The sequence below is a fragment of the Luteolibacter luteus genome, assembly GCF_012913485.1.
Taxonomy (GTDB): domain Bacteria; phylum Verrucomicrobiota; class Verrucomicrobiia; order Verrucomicrobiales; family Akkermansiaceae; genus Haloferula; species Haloferula lutea.
Genome location: NZ_CP051774.1, coordinates 195,724 through 218,651, shown reverse-complemented (window position 1 = coordinate 218,651; position 22,928 = coordinate 195,724). Strand labels below are relative to the sequence as shown.

15 protein-coding genes and 1 pseudogene are annotated in these 22,928 nt (G+C 62.8%); 3 read left to right on the top strand and 13 right to left on the bottom strand.

Annotation, left to right across the window (positions count from 1 at the left end; genetic code table 11):
* Nucleotides 1-68: 68 nt before the first annotated feature.
* From HHL09_RS00760 to HHL09_RS00750, 3 genes are all read right to left on the bottom strand, one after another.
* Entirely contained in the window at nucleotides 69-899 is an 831-nt protein-coding gene (locus tag HHL09_RS00760) for a hypothetical protein (RefSeq protein WP_169452595.1), read from the bottom strand.
* Between the two features lie 110 nt (nucleotides 900-1,009).
* Nucleotides 1,010-2,596, bottom strand: a complete 1,587-nt coding sequence (locus HHL09_RS00755; RefSeq protein WP_169452594.1) for an RICIN domain-containing protein — start codon at nucleotides 2,594-2,596, stop codon at nucleotides 1,010-1,012.
* A gap of 267 nt (nucleotides 2,597-2,863) precedes the next feature.
* The gene (locus HHL09_RS00750; RefSeq protein ID WP_169452593.1) at nucleotides 2,864-3,142 is read right to left on the bottom strand and encodes a hypothetical protein; all 279 of its coding nucleotides are present in this window, start codon (nucleotides 3,140-3,142) and stop codon (nucleotides 2,864-2,866) included.
* Between the two features lie 415 nt (nucleotides 3,143-3,557).
* Between HHL09_RS00750 and HHL09_RS00745 the strand changes: the two genes are divergently transcribed.
* A complete protein-coding gene (locus tag HHL09_RS00745) occupies nucleotides 3,558-4,415 on the top strand; it encodes a hypothetical protein (RefSeq protein ID WP_169452592.1) in 858 nt (285 codons plus the stop codon).
* A 9-nt stretch (nucleotides 4,416-4,424) separates the two neighbouring features.
* Nucleotides 4,425-4,991: pseudogene (locus HHL09_RS26800) on the top strand (GNAT family N-acetyltransferase); the annotation flags it as partial.
* 78 nt (nucleotides 4,992-5,069) lie between these two features.
* Here HHL09_RS26800 and HHL09_RS00740 read toward each other — a convergent pair.
* From HHL09_RS00740 to HHL09_RS00695, 10 genes are all read right to left on the bottom strand, one after another.
* On the bottom strand, nucleotides 5,070-5,915 hold the full coding sequence (locus tag HHL09_RS00740) for an AraC family transcriptional regulator (RefSeq protein ID WP_169452591.1): 846 nt from the start codon (nucleotides 5,913-5,915) through the stop codon (nucleotides 5,070-5,072).
* Nucleotides 5,916-6,080: 165 nt separating this feature from the next.
* A complete protein-coding gene (locus tag HHL09_RS00735; protein WP_169452590.1) occupies nucleotides 6,081-7,001 on the bottom strand; it encodes a hypothetical protein in 921 nt (306 codons plus the stop codon).
* Nucleotides 6,998-9,316, bottom strand: a complete 2,319-nt coding sequence (locus tag HHL09_RS00730; protein ID WP_169452589.1) for a hypothetical protein — start codon at nucleotides 9,314-9,316, stop codon at nucleotides 6,998-7,000. Before HHL09_RS00730 ends, HHL09_RS00735 begins: the two co-directional genes overlap by 4 nt.
* Complete coding sequence (locus HHL09_RS00725; protein ID WP_169452588.1) at nucleotides 9,313-12,909, bottom strand: coiled-coil domain-containing protein; 3,597 nt, start codon at nucleotides 12,907-12,909, stop codon at nucleotides 9,313-9,315. Before HHL09_RS00725 ends, HHL09_RS00730 begins: the two co-directional genes overlap by 4 nt.
* The gene (locus tag HHL09_RS00720) at nucleotides 12,906-14,786 is read right to left on the bottom strand and encodes a BatA domain-containing protein (RefSeq protein ID WP_169452587.1); all 1,881 of its coding nucleotides are present in this window, start codon (nucleotides 14,784-14,786) and stop codon (nucleotides 12,906-12,908) included. The genes HHL09_RS00725 and HHL09_RS00720 overlap by 4 nt, the downstream gene beginning before the upstream one ends.
* A 9-nt stretch (nucleotides 14,787-14,795) precedes the next feature.
* The gene (locus HHL09_RS00715; protein ID WP_205760951.1) at nucleotides 14,796-15,734 is read right to left on the bottom strand and encodes a DUF58 domain-containing protein; all 939 of its coding nucleotides are present in this window, start codon (nucleotides 15,732-15,734) and stop codon (nucleotides 14,796-14,798) included.
* 238 nt (nucleotides 15,735-15,972) lie between these two features.
* Nucleotides 15,973-16,980 carry an AAA family ATPase gene (locus HHL09_RS00710; protein ID WP_169452586.1) on the bottom strand — a complete coding sequence of 336 codons (1,008 nt, stop codon included), beginning with the start codon at nucleotides 16,978-16,980 and terminating at the stop codon, nucleotides 15,973-15,975.
* Between the two features lie 9 nt (nucleotides 16,981-16,989).
* The gene (locus HHL09_RS00705) at nucleotides 16,990-17,811 is read right to left on the bottom strand and encodes a DUF4159 domain-containing protein (RefSeq protein ID WP_169452585.1); all 822 of its coding nucleotides are present in this window, start codon (nucleotides 17,809-17,811) and stop codon (nucleotides 16,990-16,992) included.
* A complete protein-coding gene (locus tag HHL09_RS00700) occupies nucleotides 17,808-20,342 on the bottom strand; it encodes a tetratricopeptide repeat protein (RefSeq protein WP_169452584.1) in 2,535 nt (844 codons plus the stop codon). The genes HHL09_RS00705 and HHL09_RS00700 overlap by 4 nt, the downstream gene beginning before the upstream one ends.
* Nucleotides 20,343-20,531: 189 nt before the next feature.
* The gene (locus HHL09_RS00695; RefSeq protein ID WP_169452583.1) at nucleotides 20,532-21,311 is read right to left on the bottom strand and encodes a hypothetical protein; all 780 of its coding nucleotides are present in this window, start codon (nucleotides 21,309-21,311) and stop codon (nucleotides 20,532-20,534) included.
* A 204-nt stretch (nucleotides 21,312-21,515) separates the two neighbouring features.
* Between HHL09_RS00695 and HHL09_RS00690 the strand changes: the two genes are divergently transcribed.
* A complete protein-coding gene (locus HHL09_RS00690; protein WP_169452582.1) occupies nucleotides 21,516-22,709 on the top strand; it encodes an AraC family transcriptional regulator in 1,194 nt (397 codons plus the stop codon).
* Nucleotides 22,710-22,928: the final 219 nt, after the last annotated feature.

Sequence of the window (22,928 nt, the reverse complement as noted above, 5' to 3'; positions counted from 1 at the left end):
GGGTGATCATTCAGCAGTGATCAGTGAAAGGCAGCGTGGGGAGGGGGGCGACTCGACCTCCCGGCGGGTCAACGCAGCTTGCCGAGTTGCTGGAGTTCGTTCTCGGCTCTTTCCTTGAGGGAGCCGGAGGGAAAGGATTCGACCCAGATGGTGGCGGATTGTGGATCGCGGGTGGCCCATTGGGAGATCACGGAGATGAGGGCTTCGGTCTGGTTGGGTCCCTCGGGGATTTCTTCGAGCACCAAGCGCGCGGCTTGCTCCGGTTCCGTGGCGGATTGAACGATGGCAAGACGGCTGCACATTTGCTCGCGTTGCTGCCCGTGAGGCCGGGCGAGAGTCCAAGCAGTGGCGGCGGGGAGATCCTGGTCGGCCCATTGATGGACGAGATTCTCCACGGTGATGCTGGAGGCCTGGTCGAGTTGATGGTGCTCGGCCTTGTGGATGGCTCCGGCTGCGTCCGTCCGGGCGATCTGGGTGCAGATGTAAGCCAAGGCGGCGGTGCGTTCGGCTTCATCGGATAGGGTTACGGCCCAGTGTTCGGCTCTTTCCGGGGCGCGGGTGGCGAGGCCTTGGGCGAAGCGGCGGAGGGCTTCATCGCGGTGCGGGCCGAGGGGAATCGATTCGGCGAAACGTGCTGCGGCATCGGTATCGAGTTGCAGGAGCTTGTCGGCGAGAGCGTGGATGGTTTCGCGATCGAGGTGCGCGGTGCCGTCGCGCCAGCGGGTGAGTTGTGCGAGCAGGGGTTCGGTGGCGAGGGTGATGTTAGCGCGTTCGCGTTTGGGCCTTGCGGGGGATGAAAGGGGTGCGTCGGTGATGGCGCTTGGCGGGTGATGGCGGGAAAGCACGAATGCTCCGAGGAGGAGCGAGGCGGTGGCCGATAGGAGGATGGGAAGCTTCATCGTGCTTGGCGGGGACGGATGGCGACGGAGTTTGGTGGGACTACAGGGTGGTAAGCCTGGGATGGGTAGAGGCACCGCCCCCGAGAGGGCGGTGCCGGAGTTCGGGTGCTTTACTGCAGGCGCCAGCGCTGCTGGGGACCGCCACTCCAACCCCACTGGATGAGGGAGGTGCCATTGGTGGTGGTGGTGGTGCTATCGAGGGATGCGCCGCTCTGCTGGTTCCAGATCCGGTAGCTGCCATCCGCCTGTTGGTCGACCCACCAGCGTTGGTTGCTGCCGCGTGTTGGCGGCCACTGGATGATCTTGGTGTTGTTCGCGGGATTGCCGCCCGGAACGTCGAGTGCCTTCCAACTGGACTGGCTGACGATGTTCCAGGAGTTGTCGGCATTCTGGCTGAAGTTCCAGATCTGGGATTGGCCGGAGTTCAGGCCCCAGAGCCCGACGATGCTGTTATTCGCGGTCAGACCGAGGGTATCGATCGCCATGTTGTTCATGCCGACGATGGTGTGCCGTCCCCAGATGTTGCCGGGGATGTTGACGGGGGTGAACTGCAGCCAGGCCACGGCATCGCAGAAGCGATTCGTGATGACGTTGTTGTCGTTCGGCGTTTGCTGGCTGAAGTCGCTCCAGCAGACATTGTAGTCGGTGCGACGGCGGGCCCAGGCGGCGTTGGCATTGGCCACGGCCCAGCTGTGGTAGGTCGCCCACTGGCGGTTATCCCGGCAGAAGTGGCCCAGCGCGCGGGCGTATTCGTCCGACCAGGTATTGGTGCCTCCGCCAGTCATGATGCCATTGTTGTACCAGCTGGGGCCCTTGACGTAGTCGAGCGCCCTTTTGGCATCGTTGTAGTACATCACGTTCCCCGTGATCTGATAGAGGTAGTTCGCGAAGTCGGCGAAGGTGCCTTGGTTGTAGACGTTCCGGCTGGTGTTGACCGTCCCATTGGGCTGGATACCGTTGTAAACGTGGCCGGTCGAGGTGTTATAGAGATTCGCCCGCACCCAGGTGTAGATCTGCGTCGCGCGGTCCAAGTACCACTGGTCGTGGTTGCCCATGTAGATCAGGCAGGCGGCCTTGCCCATGGTGTTGTTGGAGAGGGCCTGCTTGTCGATGATCTCGCCCGGTGGCGTCATGTTCGGCTGTTGCTCCCAAATGCCGCCGCCATTGTACTGGGTATCCCAGCCGCGTGCCCAAACCATGTCGAAGCAGGGAACGCGGGCGTTATAGAGCAGATCGGCATTCCCAGTGATCAGGTAGCCACGGGCAAGCATGATGGAGATCCATCCGATGTCGTCGTTCCAGCCGTCCCATTCGTATCCCGGCGGGAACTTCTGCAGGAAGGTGGTGCAGAGAGCATTGACGAGGTTCTTGTGGGCGATGCTGCCGGTGCGCTCGAAGGCGTCCTGGGCGACCAGAATATTGATGGCTCCGGTCCAGCCTTCGTCGAAGGTGCTGCCGTTGATCTTATTCTTATAGTAGTTGCCGTTTACGAGGAAGGCATTGTTGAAGCCACTGAACATCGTGTCGGCATCGCCTGCGCCGATCGCCGATGCAGGGTCGGCGAGGCCGCCTGAGACGCCGATGGCGAGGGTCAGCAGGAAGGTCCGGAGGACGGATTTTCTTTTGGGGGCTATTGCGATTTCCCTTTGGGATCCGGCCATAGCTCCGCCATGCTCTACATCTGATGGATGTTTCATTCGTTGGGTTTTGTTAGGTTTGAATCCGCGGGTGTTTCTTCTCCGCGGAGTCGCCCGAAGCTGCCGAACCAAGCATGCCTTAGGTGCAGCGTGGGTCATCATCAGGCTGCATCATGGATGGCTGTCTGACAACCTCCCCAAGTTGGGTGTTTTTATGGATGCCTTATCACTGTGGAAGTGAAGATATAAATTTCGGGTGTGCCTTGTTCGGGCACGGGAGATGATCCCCTGCATGGGGTTGCAGGAAGACGCTGGCGGGCTTGGTTTTTACCAGCCGTTACGCTCCAGCACCCAGGTGCACTGATCGATCCAATAGTCTCTCATCGGGCCGGCTCCCGCCCGGGTGCCGTGTGTGTCCTCGAGCATGCTTTCGACATATTGCCGGACCCTCGGATCGGGCTCGCGGATCCACTCGCCGCTCGCGATTTGATACTCGTGTCCGCAGTCCACCTGCCACCAATGGAGTTCCCATATGATGCCCTGCACTTCGACGGTCACCAGATTTCCGGTGCGGGTGAGCACGATGCCCTCAGCCCGGTCGGGCATTCCTGCCGGGAGGGGAAAGGTGGTCGTGTGGTAGGACCAGCAACGCAAGGACGGCGCCACTTGGATTTTTCGGATGCTCAGCAAGAGGCGTCATTTAACGAGGTTCTCCCGATGTGCTCAATACGACCGGTCTAGGAACAAATCCCATGCACTCTAGCGGGGCGGACTATGGGCAGACCACTGTAGGCCGATGACTGCGGATGGCGGCAAGGAGGTGGAGTGCGGTTGGTTGATGGACGGTGTGTCCTGGTAAACCGCGTTCGAAGTGCTGTATAAAAAAGTTGTTTTGTTCAATACGATCCTGAGGTTTTGTTTATGAAATCATGGGGATCATTCATCTCTCGAGATGAGATCGGCGGCATTGCGTCAACCCAGAGTGGCAATGGCGTTTTCTGACACCCTAACAAACACACCCATGAAAACATCCTCCTCCTCTTCCCATCGTCACCCGCGGTGCGCCCGGATTCTGGCCTTGGCTGCCTGCGGTTTGTCGTCCATTTCCGTGAGTCTTGCGGCGGTGACGGTCGTGAATCCGGACATGGATTCGGATGGGTCACCTTCCCATTACCCGAGCGGATGGTCGACTGCTTCCGCACTCCTCAACCCGGAAACCAACTTGTGGTTCCCGGATGGCACGACTTTGACCACGGGGCTTCCGCAGGTGAAAAGCGCTGACAGCTATATCTCACCCGTGGATGGGACGACGACCATCGATCTGGTGCCATCTTCCAACGGAGGAACCTACGCGGAATTCACCACCCGGCGGCTTGGTGATGCCTCTTTTCCGGCCTATTGGCATTACGGGCAAGGGATGGGTCAAACGCTCTCCGGGCTTACCGTGGGAGAAACCTATCAGATCTCCTTCGAGCAAACGAACCTCTCAGGTCATCAGGACGCCTTGTCTGCCATGCTTCTTGGTGATGATGCGCCCGCGGACCAGTTCGACGGCAGATTCCTGCTCTTCGTGAACGGCGAATATGTCACCGCATCGCCGACCATGGGCATGCTCCTGATGGACAACGTCTGGGAAACGGTGACCCTCACGTTTGTGGCTCCTTCCGAGGAGATCGTGTTAGACTTCTACGCTCATTCCGGACCGGATTCGTGGGGGATGTTTGACCAAGCCGGGGTCGGCGAGCCCTATGCGAACTATTCCCTGACCACCCTTGGTATGGACGGGATCGCGGTGTCGCCCGTCCCGGAGCCGTCCGGCACTCTGCTGGCGGGAATCGCGGGGATACTGACGGCCCTGCGCCGTCGCCGTATCGGTTGACGCCGTGCGATGAATCTCCGCGAGACCGGGAGGGCTCGCGGAGATTTTGCGTGGAGCTTTTGGCCTTCAACTTCCGGGGCCTTCGTAGACGGCAGGTCCGCTCAGCCCGGCTCCTTCATGGCAGAATCATTGCTGATGGACTTCAGATCGGAGATCCGCTTGCGGCCGGTCCCTTCGGGCCACTTCACGCGTTCAGAGGAATTGGAGCCGCGTGCTCCGGATGACTCGCGGGAAATGGAAGGACTGTCCGCACAGGATCGATATCCCGCGCTTGAGCAGGAGAGCCATTCCTTCCAAGCCGAACTGGCCTTCCTGTTTCCGGATGCCTGTTTCCATCTGATCGAGCATCGGGGCGCTGCGATCGGACGATGTCACATCCTGTATCGTCCCGCATTCATTCAGATCCTCGATCTCGCCCTTATTCCCGATTTCAGGGGGAGGGGGATCGGCAGGTACCTTGTTTCCCGCTTGATTGCGGAGGGAGAAGCATCCGGGAGACGAGTGATCCATTTTCCCTCCCGCCATTCGCAATCAAGCAGGGCCTTTTATGGGAAACTCGGATTCGTGCAGACGGAGGGTAGTTTTGAACTTCCCAAGTTGGAATGGAGGGAAGCGGATCTAACAGTTGGCGGTCTTCCGGACCTTGTGCCGGAGTCATTTCCTGAATCGATTGGGAGTGAAACCCGTGTGTCTCTTGAAGAGGCGGATGAGATGGCTTTGGTCCGAGAAACCGCACTCCGCAGCGATCGCGTTGATCGGGAGGTCGGTGCGCAGGATCAATTCGCGAGCCCGTTCCAGGCGTTGCTGCATGACATACTGGTGAGGGGAAAAGCCGGTGGCATTCCGGAATAGCACGAGGAAGCGGGACGGGCTGTATCCGGCCACGGAGGCTAGATCGTCAATGGTGATAGTGGCGGCCAACCGATCATGGATGAAGTCGTGGACCTTGATCAGCTTCACCTTTGAGAGAGGGTGCTTCTTCTCATAGATTTTCCGGCACTTGTCGATGACCTGCCGGATAAGCATGCGCTCCAAGGTCTGGGCCTCCAACAGAGGAGGGCTGGTCGTCTCGAAGCAGGAGATGAGCCTCTGGGTGGTACGGTGAATTGCACCGTCCTTGAAGTGGAAAAGCTTCGGGACCTCAATGATGGGAACCTCCAGCTCCCCGCAGATTTCCGGGACGCTCGATGGATCGATAGCCACCAGAATCAACTGCGTGTCCTGGCCCCACTGGCAGTGCGCGGAACAGCCGCGTGGATTGAGGATGAGATCCCCGGGCCCGAAATCGCTGCGAACCCTGGCTCCGGTTCCATCACGGGTCCACGATAGGGCTGCCTGCCGGGTAGCAGGGGCTACGATGAGATGCCGCGAGGGAGGTTTGTAGTCCGATGGATATTCCGTATTGGCGGCTTCAAAGCACCGCTCAATGACAAGGTGTTTCAAACTGTTGCCGCTGCCCGCGAGTTGTTGAATGTGGGGCTTGATGATTGAGTTCGGCATCCGAGGACCTTGCTGGTCGCCGCCGATGGCAGCGTAAAATCGGAGCCTGCCAAATGCGCAGTCGGTTCTATCGCGACTTAAAAGTCATTTCATTCAATTTCACCAGAGCGTTGAATACATTGTATGGATTCGCAGCGGTCGCTCCGGTAGTTCTTGTCGCCTTGGCTACTTGCCGTAGAGCTTTGCCATGCGCCTCATGAGGGTCTCGAGCTCGGCATAGTAGTCGTCTTCGGCGAGCTGCTTCTTGCGCTGGCGGAGGGCTTCGATCTCGGCTTCGAGCTTGGTGCGCTCTTCACGGGCTTCGGCGGAAAGGGGATCGATGGTGTCGCCAAGGAACTGGATCTCGCGGGCCAAGGCTCCATCGGGCGAAGCTCCCTCCGCACGCAGGCCCTTGAACTTGTCGGTACCGGTGGCGCGGCCATCGCCGTTGTCGTCGATGACAGCGTGCTCGGGGACGACCCGCTGCGCGTCGTCGTAAAAGGCCTTGGTCGCGGCGGAGGCATGAAGGACCGCTTCTAACAAGGAGAGCGACCCATCGAGATCCAGATCGGCATCGGCGGAGGCAAGGGAGTCGGCGAGTTTTTCGCCAAGCCGCGAATAGTTCCGCTCTCCGCCGCGGCTTGCACTGACGATGACGCGGTCCTTGCCCGCGAGCGGTTCGACGAAGGGGCCGCTGGCGGAGAAGAGATTGAGGATGATGAGGCGCCGCTGGAAGGGCTTGAGTTGTTCCGCGATCTCGGTGGCCTCGATGTCCGGACCGCGCAGGTTGAACTTCGCGGAGCGGCCGTCGAAGGTGCCGTGGCCGATCCATACGAGCCAGAGGTCGCCGCCGGTCTTTGGAAGCGCGGCGAGGGCTTTCGTGAGAGCAGGCTTGTCGTCGTCATCCGGAGCGTCACCGAGGCCGACGGTGTTCGCATCCATCTTCGCCTTCGCGCCGAGGTCTTGCCACGCCTTTGCCTGACGGCGGAACTCATCCTGATAGAGCGCATTTCCGGGCTCGCCCACCACGAGAAGCAGGGCGCGTTTCTCCTCGGCACGCAGGAGCGGTGCTACGGCGATCAGGAGGACGATGAGCAGGGGTTTCATGCGAGTTTCTTCCAGCGGCGAAGGGCCCACTCACCGATGAAGCAGCTTAGTGCGGCGGCGAGCCACCAAGGCGAGTGCCACAGCGGTTCGGAGCGGGTCTCGGTGATCGGCACCGGGAGTTCATCGAGCGATTTCACGAATTCATCCAGGCCATCGCGCGTGAGGACGCGGCCGCCGGTGGCCGTGGCGAGGCGCGTCATGGCATCCATGTCGGGCTTGAGGGCGAGGTATTCGTCCTGCAGGGAATTCACGACCCAACCGGTGCTGGCGGTCTGTGCGGGCCGGGTGCCGATCGCACGGCTAGTGGCCTCGGCGAGATAGGGGCCGGGAGAGGTGTCGTTGTGGAGGGACTCCAGGATGCCGGGCGTCTCCGCATTCGGGCGCGGCGAGAGGCTGGTCCATGTTTCATCCGGACGGCGGACGCGCAAGGCGATGCCACCGGACTCGGCGGGGAGGAAATCCTCGCCTAACAGACGGGTGGTGATCCGTTGGCCATTCGTGGCGGACTCCGCCTTCACGGCGAGGGGGCGCGGGACATCAGAGAGCAGCCAGCGGGTGAGTTGTCGCCAGGTCTTGTCCATGTCGGCGTGCGAGTCCGCATCGTGCAGGCCCCAGCGCCAGAGATCGGTGGCAGCGATGACGGCAGTGTGGCCGCGGCCGTAGCGGCGCACCACGAGCGCGGGGCTGCTGGTCGCGCCGGATTCGAACTTGCCAATCTCCATCGCGCCCGGGCGGATCGAAGGGAGGCGGTGGATGTTCTGGAACTCCGGCATCCCGTGCAGGCGCCGCTCTTCCTCTGCCTCGGTCTTTCGCAGGCGTGCCCATGGCTCTAACATGCCCTCGCGGGTCAGTGAGAACTTTCCGGAGGATGGGCCATCGGAGGGCGTCGCGGGATCGAGGTAAACGGGCAGCATCTCGCCGATCGCGGTATCCTTGTAGCCGCCGGCATCGAGCGACTCCATGCCACCGAGCATGAGCACGCTGCCGCCGCGCTCCGAGACGTAGCGCTGGAGCAGGCGCTGTTGATCGCGAGTGAAGAATTCCGCCTCCAGGTCATCGAGGATTACCGTGTCGAAGGGGAAGAGCCCGGCGGAGGTCTTCGGAAAGCCGCGGTCGAGTTCATCGCTGTCCTTCGTATTGAGGCGGATGAAGACTGCTTCGTCGAAGCGCTCCGCATTCTCCTGATCCTCAAAGCCGCGATAGAGGGGATTGCTGGTCTCGCCCTCGCGGCTCTTCATCTGGAACTTCGGCTCCCGGCGCGCGATGCGGATCACGCTGGTGAGACTTACGTCCGGGTCCTCGTCGAGCGCGCGCTGGAGGAACTTGTGCTCGAAGTTCGGACGACCGCCGACGTAGAGCACGCGATAAGGGCCGCTATCGCGATTCGCGGCGACCATCCGGCGGTTGTTTTCAAGGGTGGCTTCTTGCAGAGGACCGGCGGGCTTCACCTCGACTTCGAGGAAGGTGGTGCCGGTGGCTTCGGGACGCACTTGGAAGCGCGGGTTCCACGTGGCCTGATCCTCGGTGAATTCGTGGCGCAACTCCTCGAGCACCTTGCCGCCGCGTTCGCTCACCGTGGCCACGACGGTTTCTCCCGCGAGTCCGAGCGCGGAGACCGAGGCATCGACAATGAGCGGGGCATCTTCGAACAAGGTGGCACGCGCGGTGGCGCTGGCGACGGAGAGATCCTGGAGCGGCTTCTCCGGTGCGATCACGAGCGGGAAGACCGGTGGCAAGCCTTCCTTCATGCTGGCAAGAGCGGCGGCGTCCGTGGGGCTGCCATCCGTCACGACGAGGATGCCGGCGAGCGGGCGGCCTTGATAGCGATCCCGCGTTTCGCCGAGAGCACGGGCAAGCGCGGAGGCATTCCCGGTGAAGTCGAGCGGGGCGCGATGATGGAGGCGCTGGTCGAAGGAGAAGCGGTCGAGGATGAAGTCCTTGCCGAGTTTTTCCTGCCAGCCTTCCGGCGCGGGTTCGAGCAATGCATTCAGTCGGTCGGCGCGCGACTTGCCATCATCCTGATCCTGCAGGGTCATGCTGCGGCTATTGTCTAACAAGAGTGCCCAGTGATTGGTGCCGGGGCGATTGTGGGTGCGGACGATTTCCGGTCGCAGCAGGAAGAAGAGCAGAAGCGCGAAGCCGAGCCACTTCAGCCCGCCTGCGAGGAAGCGGATGCGCAGCGGGATCCAAGGCTTGCCGCGGTAGCTGAAGAAAAGGGCGACGGCGATGATCGCGAGCACGATAATGCCGGGCACGGCCCAGCCGCTTTCGGTCCAGACGATCCTGAGATTGGCGATGCTGGGGATGCTCGTCATTTCCCCAATTCCTCAAAGTAACGGCGGACGAGATCGTCGTAGCGTTCCGGCACGGGATCGCGTCCGACGGGAGCAAGCGGGTCCTTGCGATCGAGCTCGCGCAAACGGGCATCGATCTTGCGGGCGGCCTCGGCGAGGGGACGCACGACTTCCTTGTCGAGCTTGTCTTGGCCGGGCTTGACGGAGTGGCGGGTGAAATCGCGCCTCATCTCGCGACTGGCCTGGCGGGCGCGCGCGACGGCGGCTTGGGCCTCGGGGTCTTCGACGAGGGCTTCGAGATCGGCGAGGCGTTCATTCCACTCTTGGAAATCATCACCAGTGATCGGGGAGTTGCGCGAGCCACCGCGGCCATTGCCACCGCCGGATGTTCCGCCACGATTGGGGCGATTGGCTTGGCGGGGTTGGTTGCCTTGGCCCGGTTGATTGCCTGCTTGCTCACCGGGCTGACCTTCGCCGGGTTGTTGCCCGGGCTGTCTTCCTTGTCCGGGTTGATTGCCTGCTTGCTCGCCCGGCTGACCTTCGCCGGGTTGTTGTCCCGGCTGGTTGCCTTGTCCGGGTTGATTGCCCGCTTGTTCGCCGGGCTGGCGTTCGCCGGGTTGTTGTTCCGGCTGGTTGCCTTGTCCCGGTTGATTGCCCGCTTGCTCGCCGGGCTGGCCTTCACCAGGTTGTTGTCCCGGCTGGTTGCCTTGTTGAGGTTCATTGCCCGCTTGCCCACCGCCCGCTTGTTCGGAGAGTTGCTGGAGTTGATCACGAGCGTAGCGGAGGGCTTGGGCTTCGTCGCCGAGCACGCGCTCGGCCGCGCCTTCGATCTCGCGTGTGAGATTGGAGATCCCCTCGGCGGCCCGTCCCGCGGCGGGACTGTCAGCACCGGATTGCTCCATTTGTTCGAGCGAGCGGGCGATCTGGTTTTGCTCGGCACCGCGGAGTGCTTCGGAGAGATCCTTCGAAACGAGAGGCTCTGCGCGTTCCGCGGATTGGGCGGTCTCGCGCACGTTATCCATGAGCTGCTTCAGGCCTTCGCGCTGCTGCGCGATCTCAGGAGTGGAGGCGTTCGACTCGCGCAGGCGGGGAGCTCGTGGAGTTTCCTGCGCCCCGGCGGATTCAGCGAGCTGCTGCTGCCGTTCTTCGAGGGCCCGGGCATCCTGACGCAGGTCGCGAAGCTGCTCCGCGAGTTGAGCCGCGCTGTTCTCGCGGAAGTCGTCGTGGACTTCTTCCAAGGTTTCCTGCGCGCGACGGCCGGCAGCGAGGGCTTCGCCCAGCTTGTTCTCGGAAAGCTGCTGGTTCGCCTGCTGCGCGCGCTCGCGTGCTTCATCGAGTGCCTCGCTCCGCGGTTGTTGCGAGGCCTCGCGCGAAGGATCGCTGGTCTGCTCGCGAAGCTGGTCCACATCGGCGAGAAGCTCGCGCTGCTGCTCGCGGAGTTGCTTGAGCTGACGCTCGACCTCGGCACGCTCCTCGGGCGTGTCCGCTTCGGCGAGCGCGTTTTGAAGAGCCTGGATCTCCTCGTTGAGATCGCGCTGGCGCTTGGCGAGCTCCTCCAGCTTGCGGAGCGTATCCATCGCTTGCGCCGCTTCACCGGCGGGTGCCTCGGGGCGTGGTTGGCGCTCGGCTTGATAAGGGGTTTCTTTCTGCTCCAGCTCCAGTTCATCGCGCGGCATCTCCTCGGAGGATGATGAAGATTGCCCGGCATTCTGGCCGGTCATGACCATGGTCTCCGAGCTCATGAGCTGATAGAGATGGCGAAGTGCCACCTGCTCGTGGCTGATGGCTTCCTCCAAGGGCTCGGCGGAAATCTTTTCCTCCGCGGAAGCAAGATCGGCCAAGGCCTCCTTCATCGCGAGCCGCGCATCGGTCACGTGCTGGCGGACCGAGGGATTACTCTGCTCCGCTTCCAAGGCAGTCGCGGTTTCGATCGCGATCTCTTGGGAACGACGCAGGGTTTCCAGCTCGTCTTTTTCCGGCTGCGTATCGCGGATCTCCGCATGATCGCGGCGGATCGCCCAGGTGGCATTGAGGATCTGGGTCTGGGTCTTGATGAGATCCGCGGCACCGCCGGCTTGCTCGCCTTCACCCGCTTGCGGTGGCTGCTCGCCGCCGGGTGGTGCGGCCTGCTGGCGGTAGATCTCATCGAAATCACGAACGCGGACGATGTGGATGTCGCCATTGACCCGGCGCTTCTTGCCATCGGGACCCAGATCCTCGGCCCATGCATTCCACATCAGGATATCCTTCGGCTTCGCGCCCGCGGCTTCGAGGTCGATGAGTTGGGAAAGCGGCGGCAGCTTCTCGCCGGTGGCGACCGGTGTTTCGAGCTCCTGCCAGTTCTCACCATCGATCGTGTAGCGAAGGCCCTGCGCCAGCAAGCCGGTGTCATCGGCGATCTTCGCTTCGAGCCGTACCTCCTGGATCGGCGTGGCCTTGTCGTTCCTGCGGGGCAGCACCACCTTCACGACCGGTGCCTTGTTGGGAAGCACCTTGATGTCGAGCAGGTCCTTGCGTGCATTGCGGCGTCCGGAGCTGTCGGTGAGGACGAGTTCATAGCGGATGCTATCCTTCGGCGCGATCTCCACGAGGTAGCGCGAGGGATTGGCTGGATCCGCCGCGAGCTTGAGCGGTTCCTTGTCTTTCGCAGCCAGCGTGGCGGAGAGCCTGGGTAGATTCGCGGTGAAGGAAAGCGCGATGCTGGTGCGCTCGGGTACTTGGATGGAGCGCGGGTCCTTGACCGTTTCCGCGGGCTTCGCGAGATGCTCGGGGAAAGTCAGCACCGCCTGAGAACTCACGAGCGCAGGCAAGTCGAAGACGCTCACCTTGAAACTCCGGCTGCTGCCATCCGTGGTGACGATGCGATACTCCATGGGCCCAACGATCGCGGTGAGGCGGGCCTGGAAGACGGGCTCGGTAAATGGCCGCGTCATCGGCACCGAGCGAACCTGCCCGTTCTCGTCCCTTGTTTCGAGCGATGCCTCCGCGGGGACCTTCGTGCCGAAGCGCGCTTGCACGGTCAGCGGGCTATTGCGCTCGACTTCGATATCACCCGGCTGGACGGAGATATCGAGTGGTGTCGCGGTGACGATCTCCTCTTCCTCCCCAGCGGGCGTGCTTGCGACATGGCTGATGGCGGGCCTCAGTGCCAGGATGAGTGCCAGGGCAAGGATCGCGACGCCGGTGAGGTTCAGCGTGCGAAGCTTGCTCAGTCGTGGTTGCGGCACCAGCTCCAGCCATTCGTCGCGCTCGGCCGTCTGTACGGATTCGACGAGCAGGCGAAGCTGGAGGTAATTGAAGGTGCCGCCCTCCGGATGCTGGTCGAGTGCGGCGAGCAAGGCCGTCCGCAGCTCCGGGTATTTCGTTTCCACGATCTTCGCGATCACCCGTGGATTCCCCACGCCACTGCGGCTCCACCACCAGACGCCCGCGGAAGCGATGATCAGCAGTGGCAGCAACCACGCGACCCATGTTCCGATGGACACGCTGGAGCGCCACATTAAGATGCCGGCCAGCAAGCCCAGCCACCAGGTCACGGCGAGCCCGGCGTGGAGGCGCTGTTTCTGCCGCCGCTGCGCGAGCTCGGAAAGGATGGCGTGCAATCGACGGATCATGACGTTGCGGGGTTGGCGCGGCGGCTTGCCAAGGCGGCCCACGCGGTTTCGGCGAGATAGAATAGCGCGGCTCCGACAAGCAGCCACCAGCCAATGCGTTGGCGGCTCTCTTGCTCGGCACTGGAAAGCGTGGCGGTCATCGCGCTGGTCTTCGCGATCACCGGTTCATCGAGGGGCAATCCGAGCGCGCGGAGATCGGCCTCGGGCAAGGGCGTGAGTTCGGACTCGGAGGGATCAAGTTGGATCGCGATGCGGCGCTCGCCCTCGGCGTGGATACCGGGAGTGTCGATGCCATTGTGTCCCACGAAATAGACGCCGCGGCCTTGGCCGGCATTCGCGATCAACGAGTGAAGCAGCGGTGCGAACTTGGTGGTCAGCGCGAGCTGGCTGTCCGCGGGACGCCAAGTGGTCGTGAAAACATGGAGCGTGCCCTTGCCAAGCGGATAGCTGATCCATGCCGGATCACCGCTGTCATAGCGGGCGAGCACCGTGCCCGGTGCGGTGAGGGCTGCGGGCAGCACCCGGTATTTCCAGATGCGGATGCCGCTGAAGTCCGAGTAGCGCGGATCCGCGAAGGGCGCGAAGACGGGTGACTTGAGATCGATCTCCCCGAAGCGCGCGTGATCCTGCACCATGGCTTCCGTCGCCTGCGCATCCTTCACGTCGAAGAGCTCTTCAATGATCTTTGCCGAGGCGACATCGCGCAGGGCGAGCAAGGCCGTGCCGCCTTCCTCGATCACCTTGCGCAGGGCGACGATGTCTGCCGCTTTCCCATCGGTGATCGTGAGCGCCGGAGCTTCCGCAGGCGGTGTGTTCACTACCTCCACGGAGTAGTCCGCGGTCGGTTGCATCGCGCGGTGGAGGAAATAGCTGCTCTCCGTGGTATCGGTGATCTCGCTCGGATCGGGATGCCAGATCTTCACCACCGGTAGCGCCGAGGTGGTCCATGCCGCCTCATTGTCGAAGGCATGGTCGTCGCCGGCAAGAATCACCTTGCCCTCGTTCGGAACGCCTTCCGGTGCCTCGAAGATCGCGCTTTCGCCGGGAGCTACGGTGATTGTCGTTTTCGCCGGGTTGCCGCTCCACTCCAGGGTGAAGGAGGACTTCGCCGATCCCGCGGCATTGGTCACGCGGACGCGGCGGATCTGCTTTTCCGCAGGCAGCATTTGCACGCCGGCATTCGTCCAGCCATCCTGCGGTGCCTGGGGATGGAGAACGATGCGGAGGGCATCCGGCCATGATTCACCGCGCAGGCGATCGAGTGTCGCGCCTTTCTGGAGATCACTGAAAAGATGGATCTGGAGCGGGGCCTCTGGTCCAGCCGCCGCGACGGCGGAAAGAATGGCGTCATCGAGATGGGTCGCTTGCCAATCGGCCTTCGCTTCGTCGAGCAGGGACAGCGCGGTCGCCTTCCTCTCACCGGGGGCGAGGCTGCGCGCGCGTGCCGGGTCTAACAGAATGTGGAGGCGATCGGAGAAGGTCGCGATCGCGATCGCATCGCCATCGGGCAGCTCCTTGATCGTCCCCCGCGCTGCCAGAAGGGAGTTCTCCAACGGTTCGCCGCGCATGCTTGCGCTGGTATCGATCAAGATGAAATGAGTCGCCGCACTCGCGGGCGGGGCAGGGGTGTCTTCCTTCGCGGGAAAGAAGGGTCGGGCGAAAGCGAGCACCAGGAGGGCAAGCGCGATGCAGCGCAGGATCAACAGCAGGATGTCCTGCAGGCGGGAGCGGCGCTTGGTGATCGGCGGCTGGTCGTCGAAGAACATCAGCGAGGAGAACACCACTGTTTCCTTGGGCCGGTTCTTCCGTAGGTGCAGCAGGACCGGCAGCGCGAGGGCTGCGAGTCCGGCGAGGAAGAATGGAGCAAGGAAAGCCACGATATCGGTTCAGGTGCTGCTCTTGCGGTCGATGCGTTGGCCAAGCGATTGCCGGCCGGAAAGGTAGGTGTGCAGGGCGGTCTCCAATGGTTGGTCGGTCGGTAGCAGGTGATGGAGGATGCCGAGTGTGTCGCAGAGCGACTTGAGACCCTGTTGGTGCGCGTTGAACTTCTTCAGGTATCCCGCGCGCAGTTGGTCGGGATCAGCGGGGAGGACGCGGCCGGATTCCATGTCCTCGAAGTTCACCGCGGAGTCGAACGTGAAGTGGATCTCCGCCGGATCGAGCGTCTGCATCAGGCTGATGTCATGGCCGCAGGCAGCGAGTGCGGAGAGCGGGGCTTTCAGCTCCGTGAGCGGGGTGAGGAAATCCGAGATCACGAAGACCAGCCCGCGCATGCGGCCGCGGGAAAGGATGGCATCGACCGGCGCATGCAAGGCCGCGCCGATGCCGAGCGCGGGCTTGTCCAGCGCGGCGAGGATGGCGTGCAGGTGCCCGCTGCGATGGCGTGGTGGCAGGTAATCGCGCGCGACTTCATCAAAGGTGAGCAGCCCGATCTCGTCGCCCTGCTGGTGAAGGAACATCGCCAGCGTGGCGGCCAAGGTGCGGGCGTATTCGAGCTTGGTGTAGGTCTTCGAGCCGTAGCCCATCGAGCGGCTGAGATCGAGCAGCACGTGGCAGCGGACATTCGTCTCCTCCCGGAATTTTCGGATGAAGGACTTGTCGCGCCGTGCCAGCACCTTCCAATCGAGATAGCGGATGTCATCGCCCGGGACGTATTGCCGGTACTCGGCGAACTCCGCGGAGAAGCCATGCCGCGGGCTACGATGAAGTCCTTTCCAGAATCCTTCCACCACCGTGCGTGCGCGCAGTTCGAGGCTGCGGACCCGCATCAGCGCCACCGGATCGGCGAAGGTCGAAGGGCGGGGAGATGACGGGTTGGGGTTCATCAATTACGCCAAGGTGATCCCGTGGAGCATGAAGCCATGCGTGCTCCCAGGAGCGCGGAGGCTCCGCCCCGCAGAATAGTCCCGAGGAGTGGTGAGTTCGCGAAGCTCGTAGCAAGGCGACGGTGGGGCGTATGCGGTCCGCGAGGTGAAGCATGATCGGTGGGTTGCCTCTGCGGGCCGGAGGCTCCGCGCTCCCGGGGCAGGCATGTGGCCGCTTGCCAAGTGGTGAGAGCGTATTTCATGGCAGCGGCACGTGCTTCAGCAATCGATCCACAATCCCCTCCGGCGTGATGCCTTCGGCCTCCGCCCGGAAATTCGGCAGCACGCGATGCCGCAGCACGGGATGGGCGAGCGCACGGATGTCATCCGGGGTGACATGGGAGCGGCCATTCAGCAGGGCACGCGCCTTGCCGCCGATGACGAGGCATTGCGCGGCCCGCAGTCCGGCGCCCCAGTTCACCCACTCGTTCACGAAGTCCGGCGTGCCCGGACGGTTCGGCCGCGAGGCGCCGACAAGGCGCACGGCGTAACGCGCGGTCTCCTCCGCGATCGGGACGCGCCTTACGATCTCGTGGAATGCCAGAAGATCCTCGCCGCTGAAGAGCGCTTCGATCGGCTCCGGCCGCTTGGAAGTCGTGCTGGTGACCACTGCCACCTCATCGTCCTCGCTGAGGTAGTCGATGCGGATGTCGAACATGAAGCGATCGAGCTGCGCTTCCGGCAGCGGATAGGTGCCCTCCATTTCCACCGGGTTCTTGGTAGCCAGCACGAAGAACGGTTCATCCAGCGGGTAGCGCACTCCCGCCGCGGTGACCTGGTGCTCCTGCATCGCCTCCAGCAGGGCCGACTGGGTCTTCGGCGGCGTGCGGTTGATTTCGTCCGCCAGGATCAGGTTGGCGAAGATCGGGCCTCTCACGAATTCCAGACGCCGCCCGCCTTCCGGGGAGTCGCCGAGGATCTCCGTGCCGGTGATGTCCGCGGGCATCAGGTCCGGGGTGAATTGGATGCGATTGAACGAAAGGTGGAAGAGCCGCGCGGTCGATTGGATGAGCAGGGTCTTCGCGAGTCCGGGCGCACCGGTGATCAATGCATGACCGCCGGACAGCAGTGCGATGAGCAGCAGCTCGATGACCTCTTCCTGACCGCGGATAACCTTCGCGAGTTCCTTGCGAATGCGGTCCCGCCCTTCCGCGATGCGGCGGACCAGTTGCTCTTGGGTAACGTGTGAGTCGATGTCCGTAATCATGGAGTAAGGTCAGTGGGTCATCGAATAGACGATGATGTTGATGCCCATCGGGTAGGCCAGCTTTTCGCTGAATTCGGTGAAGTAGTAAGGATCCTCGCCCTCGCGTTCCCAGCCATCGCCGAGGTCGGTGTTCTGGCAGATGATCACCATCAGGCGGCCCTTCTGGTCGAAGATGCCGTGGAAGTGTGCGCCTTCCGCGCCTTGCTCCCAGAAGACGCCGGTATAGCGTCCGCGCAGCGCGACATCGATTGCCGGGATCTGCGGCTTCACCTTCAGCGGGAAGACCGTGCTGAAGATCGGGTGATCGAGCTCCAGCTCCTTGATCGGCAGATCGGGAAAGACCTTCTGCATCTGGTCTCTGGTGTTCTCCCACTCGTATTCGCCCCAGAAGTCATCGATCATCAGGAAGCCGCCATTGAGCAAATGCTCGCGCAGCACCTTGGTCTCCTCCTCGCTGAGGTCGAGCGAGCCGGTCTCGATCGTATAAAGGAAGGGATACTTCTTCAGCTCGGGATCGAGGATTGGCAGGACGATCGGATCCGGATTCACGCGGATCGCCGTCATCTGCTGGAGGCGGAAGGAGAAATTCAGGTCGCTGTCCGGATAGTCCGTCGCCCACTTGTAGTGATTCTCGGGTCGAAGCCGGACGAAGCGGAAGGTGTCCTCCGGAAAGCGCGGGTCATTCTGCCAGCGTTCCACGCCATTGCGATCGCCCAAGCCGCGATCCGGACGATCTCCGCGGCGGTTCCTGCCCCCGCGCCAGCCCTGGCCGGAGGAATCCACGATGAAGACGCAGAGGAGCAAGCTGGCGATGGCGAGCACGGGCTTCATTTGTTCGGTGGGGCAGGGGGAAAGGTGCTGAGCAGCTCCAGCGCGGCCTGGAAGCGTGGATTCTCTTCCAAGGCTTGCAGGACCTGGCGGCGGGCTGGCACCGGATCCGACTTCCGCAGGAGCGTCGCGAGTTCGTAGTGCAGGCGGCCGGCATCGCGCGGCTCCAAGGCGAGCAGCGACTCAAGCGCCTCCCGCGTGCGGCGTGGATCACCGGACTCCTTCGCCGCAGCCGCGAGGGTGCGGTAGGCCTTTTCCTGGAAGGGATTGGTCTGGAGCATCTGGTCGCCGTGAGCCGCCCGTTCCGCTGCAGACATCGTGCCGCCGAGCTCCAGAAGCCGGGCGGCGGCATCGGAAACATTCGAGTCAATCGAGAGCAGCTTTAGCAGCGCGGCGCGTTCGCCCGCTTCGTCACCGAGACCACGGCAGGCGAGCGCGAGCGACATGTAGGGATTGAAGGACTCGCGGTTGTTCGGTTCCGCTGCGATGATTTTTTCCAATAGATCCTTCGAGTCCTGCCACTTCCGCTCCTCGGTCAGCGCGGAAACGAGCATCATGGTGGCGGCGTAACGCTTCGGATTCGCCGCGACCCACTTCGCCGGATCCTCGCGGTAGGCCACATACTCTTCGTCTTCCAGCGGCGTCCAATCGAGGTCCGGCCCGTAGCTGTTGGCGATCTTCTTCGCGTATTCCAAGAAGTCTTTCTCCAGATTGGCAGTCTTCGTGTGCTTGGCGATGGCTTCGTCGACGGGCTTCCCGGTGGAAAGATCGGCGAGGATCGCACGCATCGCCTCCATGCCGAAAGTGCGGACGATATACTCCGCGACGAGCGAGGAGTGGTAGTAGCCTAGCATGATGTCCTCCCCGGCAAAGGATTCATCCAGCCGGCTGATCGGCGGCACCTCGCCATCGAGGAAACGTTTCCGGAATTCCGAAGTCATCCCTTGTCCCCAACCGGCATGTACCTCGCGCTCCTCGAAGACACTGATGCCTTCCGACAGCCAGCGCGGGATCCGGTGGCGGCTGGCATCGAGCGTGATGGTGTGAGCCATCTCATGCCAGAGCACCGCTTCCCAATTTGACCGCCCCAGACGACCACGCGGGCTGGTCATCGTGATCAGCGGGCCGAAGCAGACACCGAGGAATGACTCCCCGCCCGGCAGGCCGAAGGTGCGGATCGCGAAGTCCTCCTGCTTCGGCAGGATCTCCACCATCACCGGCACGGAAAGCCTGATGCCATACTTGTCAGCAAGCGTCGTCTTCGCCCGAGCTGCGAGTTCGAGGGCGCGGCCGCCGAAGACCGCCATGTCCTCAGGAGACATGCGGAGGCGCACGCCATCCTTCTCCCGCACCGGATAGTCGCGGAGCTTGTCGCGCAGGGTGATCAGGTTGAAGGCGGCGACATTGTAGGGATCCAGCTCATGGGCCAGCGCGACATTCTCCCATCCGTGATCCAACTGGCCGAAGCGGAGCTGGTTCGACCCGAGCTCGAACAAGATCGGAGGCGAAAGCGGATCGAGCTGCCGCGCTTCTTCGAGATACTTGATGCCTTCCGCGAAGCGATACTGACCCGCCAAGGTGGTGCCGATGATCTCAGGCACGCGGGGATTGTCCTCGTGGAGCTTCTTTGCCCGCGCGATCGCGGCCGTGGCTTCCTTTTCGTCATCCTGCACCAAGGCGATCGCGGCAAGGCCGGCCCACGCCTCGGGATGATCCGGATTGATGGCCAGCACTTGTTCAAAGACGTCCTTGGCTTCCTTGAAGGCCTTCCGGCCGGTCAGCTCGGTCGCCTTGAAAAGCAAGGCCGCCGTATGCTTGGGATTCGCCTTCAAGGCCAGGTCCAGATAGCTGGCGATTCCCGGCTCGCGATTCGCGGCAGGGAGATCGAGGCCCGATTGTTCGAGGCCGAGATTGAAATCGGGATCGCCGGGGAAGCGCTTCAGGCCCTCGCGAAAATACTCCGCGGCGAGTTGGCGGTCATGGTTCGCGAGGGCGAGCTTCCCGAGCGCGAGATAAGGCGCGCGTCCTTCCGGATCGGCCTTCTTCGCCGGCTCTAACAAACGGTCCAGCACTACCTTCGCATCCACGCGATGCTCTAACAAAAGCTCGCCAAAGGCCACCGTGGCGCGGGACTTGTCCTTGGCCGGACGCGGCGCCTCGAAGCGGACCGCCCGCTCGATCAGATCGGAGGCCACATCGCGGTGGCCCGCCGCACGCAGGGCACGCCCTGCTTCAAGGGCCAGCTCCGGATAGAAGGCGGCACGACGTCCCAGCTCACCCACGCGCTCGACCGCTTCCTGATACTTCCCGGTTTCGACGAGCGTGCGGATTTCCAGCGCGATGAACTCGGGAAAGTCTTCGTCATCCGGCGTCGCTTTTTGCGCGGCGGCCAAGCTGGCGGCGTAGTCGCCCTTGAGAAATGCGCTGCGTGCCGCGTCGATGGGAGCGGGTTCTTGGGCGCTGGCCGAGCCATGCAGCGCCGCCATCGCGATCGCGACTCGCCAGCAGCGCTGAAAGCCTCGTTCCCACGTCATAGCCCGAAGGGTAGCACTTGGCATGCACTCGGCACGGAAAACCCGAATCCGCGGGAAATTTCCGGAGGACGGAAGATCATCCTAGAGGAGAGGGGATTCCCCGGCGCGCATTCCCGGCAATGTGATGCCCCCGTCAAAAAGAACGCGGTCCTGGGGGACGACCGCGTTCCTTTTTTGAGGAGAACTTGCTCATTCCGCCAGCAGGCCAGCGGCGGCTTCCGGAATGTCGAAGCTGGTGGAACCGACTCCGGTGAAGGAGACCTTGGTGGTGCGGTTCACATCGCGGTCTTCACCGCGGAAATTCATGCGGCCGGTCAGGGTGAGCTCGTAGCCGGTCAGCACCCCGTTCGCCACCGTGAAGCTGACCGTGCCGCTGGCACCCGTGACTTCCGGCGGTCCGCCTTGGTCACCACCACCTCCGCCGCCGCGACGTCCGAAGCCGCGGAAGGACATCAGCTCTTTTGCAGTGGCTTCATCGAGGGTGCCCTTGATGCTGCCATTCTCCAGCTTCAGGTCCTTCGCCTTGGAGGCGAGATCCTTGGCATCGGCGGTCGGCTCCTTGAGATTCTGTACCATCCGCGCGATCCAGCGGCCGGGGCCTTGTTCCTCACCATCAGGATCCGGCACGACCCAGCTGCCATCGCGCTGCATCGCCACCTTGCTCTTGCGGGAGAGCACTTGGAAATCTTGGTCACGCCCCGGCATGGTGACGAGAAGGTAACCGCCGCTGCCCTTTTTGCCGGAAGTCGTGCGGTCGCCGAAATTGCCGCCGAAGGACGTCGTCTGGCTCCAGGCATAGCTTTTGGCGGCGGCCAGCTTTTCCGCGGCGGCGGCCAGGTCGGCTGCCGGGTTTGCGGCGGGTGCCTGCTCCGGCGTCGCAGGCGGCGTTGCCGGTGGGGTGTCTTGGGCCGTGGCGGTCGCGAGCAGCGCGAAAGAGAGCGGAAGGAATCGGAGGAGTTGTGGTTTCATACTGGTTTTTTGATCCAACGGGATAGAACCCGCCGACCCGGGAAGAAGTTGCAGGGTCTTTTGTCATCGCGGGGGATAGGAGGGGGATGGCCAAGCAAGTCCCTGATTTGCCGAATCCGGACGGAAAGCTATATCCCGCGTCAGACGATTAACTTTCTCTCGGCGATCCGCCGCTGAGTGTCTATAACCTGCGAGTGGATGCTCATGCCTCGCAAGATTGGCTTCGTGGCGGCGTTCTCGAACGCAGCGGTGCACCGGATGATCCGGGGTGCGCTATCTTATGCGGACCTTTATCCGCCGCTGATCCTGCGTGACTTCAGGGTTTCATTCGAGATCGCGAAGCGGAACAAGGCCGCCGCGGAACTCGCCGCGCTCAATCGCTGGAGACCGGACGGATTGCTGACCCATCTCGACGACCGGGAGTTCGATGGCTTGATGGAAGGGCTCGAGGTGGTCCCGCCGATCGTCAACATAGGCCCGATTTCGCCACGCCCCGGAGTGGTTCTCTTCGGCGGTTGTTTTCACCGGATGGTAGAGGCGGCGGCCCAGCATTTCCGGCAGCAGGGGATCCGTTCGCTGGGATACCTTTATCTGGATCGCAATCCGGAGGTGCTGAAGATTTTCACGCGGGCCTTCCACGAAGCCGCCCGGCCTCCGAATCCCGAGGGCGCGGTGTATGCGGAACCGATCGATCCGGAATTCCTGTCGGATCTGGACGCCCCGGTGGAGCCGGTGCCGGAGGGACTTGCCCGCTGGCTGCTGGGTCTGCCGAAGCCTGCGGGAGTGATGTCCGCGCACCACGGCGGCGGAAACTATCTCGTGCGCGTCTGCCATGCCCTAGGCCTGCGCGTGCCGGAGGATGTGGCCGTGATCGGCGGCGATGACATGGACTTTTGCCTCTCCAGCAGGCCCACCCTCACCAGCGTGCAGTTCGCCAACGAGATCATCGGCTCGGAGGCCTTGAAGGTGCTCGACGGGATGATCCAGGGGCGGATGCCCGAAAAACCGGCCATGGCCGTGGAAGCGGTGGACCTGCACGTGCGCCAATCCACGGGCTTGAAGGCGGCGAGCATCTGCGACCTCTCCGGCGCGCTCAACTACATCGACCGGCACGCCTGTAATGGCTTGAGCGTGGAGCAGCTCCTCGATGAGACGCAGCAGGTTTCGAAGATGACCTTTTACAAGCACTTCGAGGCCGCGACCGGACTGACTCCCGGGCAGGCGATCCGCCAACGTCAGATCGCGGAGGCGCGGCGACTTCTCACCCAGACGAAGCTATCGATCACCCTGGTGGCCGAGCAGAGTGGCTTCGGGAGCAGCAGTGACTTCGCGCGCGCCTTTCGCATTGCGGTCGGAATGACCCCGGGGCGGTATCGGGGCGAGGCGGCGCGGAGCTAGGGAATTGACCGGGAAAACAGGGTTTAGTGAGAGGCGTTTTGCACGGTTTTTCAATTGGTTAGAACGGACCTTGCGAAATTCAGGATAACTTGAGATAGCTCGGGCAATCCCCGATCGGTGCCCGACATGCAGGGCCTCCACAGCCGGCAGGGACGACCTTTTCTCTCCCACTCCCAATCTCTCTCTCCCGGTGATCCGTCTTTGGGCGGCGCCTATCCG

Bases quoted from the DNA above. Each gene is read 5' to 3' on its own strand.
- HHL09_RS00750 (WP_169452593.1), bottom strand. From the start codon at position 3,142: ATGCCCGACCGGGCTGAGGGCATCGTGCTCACCCGCACCGGAAATCTG.
- HHL09_RS00755 (WP_169452594.1), bottom strand. From the start codon at position 2,596: ATGAAACATCCATCAGATGTAGAGCATGGCGGAGCTATGGCCGGATCC.
- HHL09_RS00730 (WP_169452589.1), bottom strand. From the start codon at position 9,316: ATGACGAGCATCCCCAGCATCGCCAATCTCAGGATCGTCTGGACCGAA.
- HHL09_RS00710 (WP_169452586.1), bottom strand. From the start codon at position 16,980: ATGATTACGGACATCGACTCACACGTTACCCAAGAGCAACTGGTCCGC.
- HHL09_RS00690 (WP_169452582.1), top strand. From the start codon at position 21,516: ATGCCTCGCAAGATTGGCTTCGTGGCGGCGTTCTCGAACGCAGCGGTG.
- HHL09_RS00745 (WP_169452592.1), top strand. From the start codon at position 3,558: ATGAAAACATCCTCCTCCTCTTCCCATCGTCACCCGCGGTGCGCCCGG.
- HHL09_RS00760 (WP_169452595.1), bottom strand. From the start codon at position 899: ATGAAGCTTCCCATCCTCCTATCGGCCACCGCCTCGCTCCTCCTCGGA.
- HHL09_RS00700 (WP_169452584.1), bottom strand. From the start codon at position 20,342: ATGACGTGGGAACGAGGCTTTCAGCGCTGCTGGCGAGTCGCGATCGCG.
- HHL09_RS00725 (WP_169452588.1), bottom strand. From the start codon at position 12,909: ATGATCCGTCGATTGCACGCCATCCTTTCCGAGCTCGCGCAGCGGCGG.
- HHL09_RS00715 (WP_205760951.1), bottom strand. From the start codon at position 15,734: ATGAACCCCAACCCGTCATCTCCCCGCCCTTCGACCTTCGCCGATCCG.
- HHL09_RS00695 (WP_169452583.1), bottom strand. From the start codon at position 21,311: ATGAAACCACAACTCCTCCGATTCCTTCCGCTCTCTTTCGCGCTGCTC.
- HHL09_RS00740 (WP_169452591.1), bottom strand. From the start codon at position 5,915: ATGCCGAACTCAATCATCAAGCCCCACATTCAACAACTCGCGGGCAGC.
- HHL09_RS00735 (WP_169452590.1), bottom strand. From the start codon at position 7,001: ATGAAACCCCTGCTCATCGTCCTCCTGATCGCCGTAGCACCGCTCCTG.
- HHL09_RS00705 (WP_169452585.1), bottom strand. From the start codon at position 17,811: ATGAAGCCCGTGCTCGCCATCGCCAGCTTGCTCCTCTGCGTCTTCATC.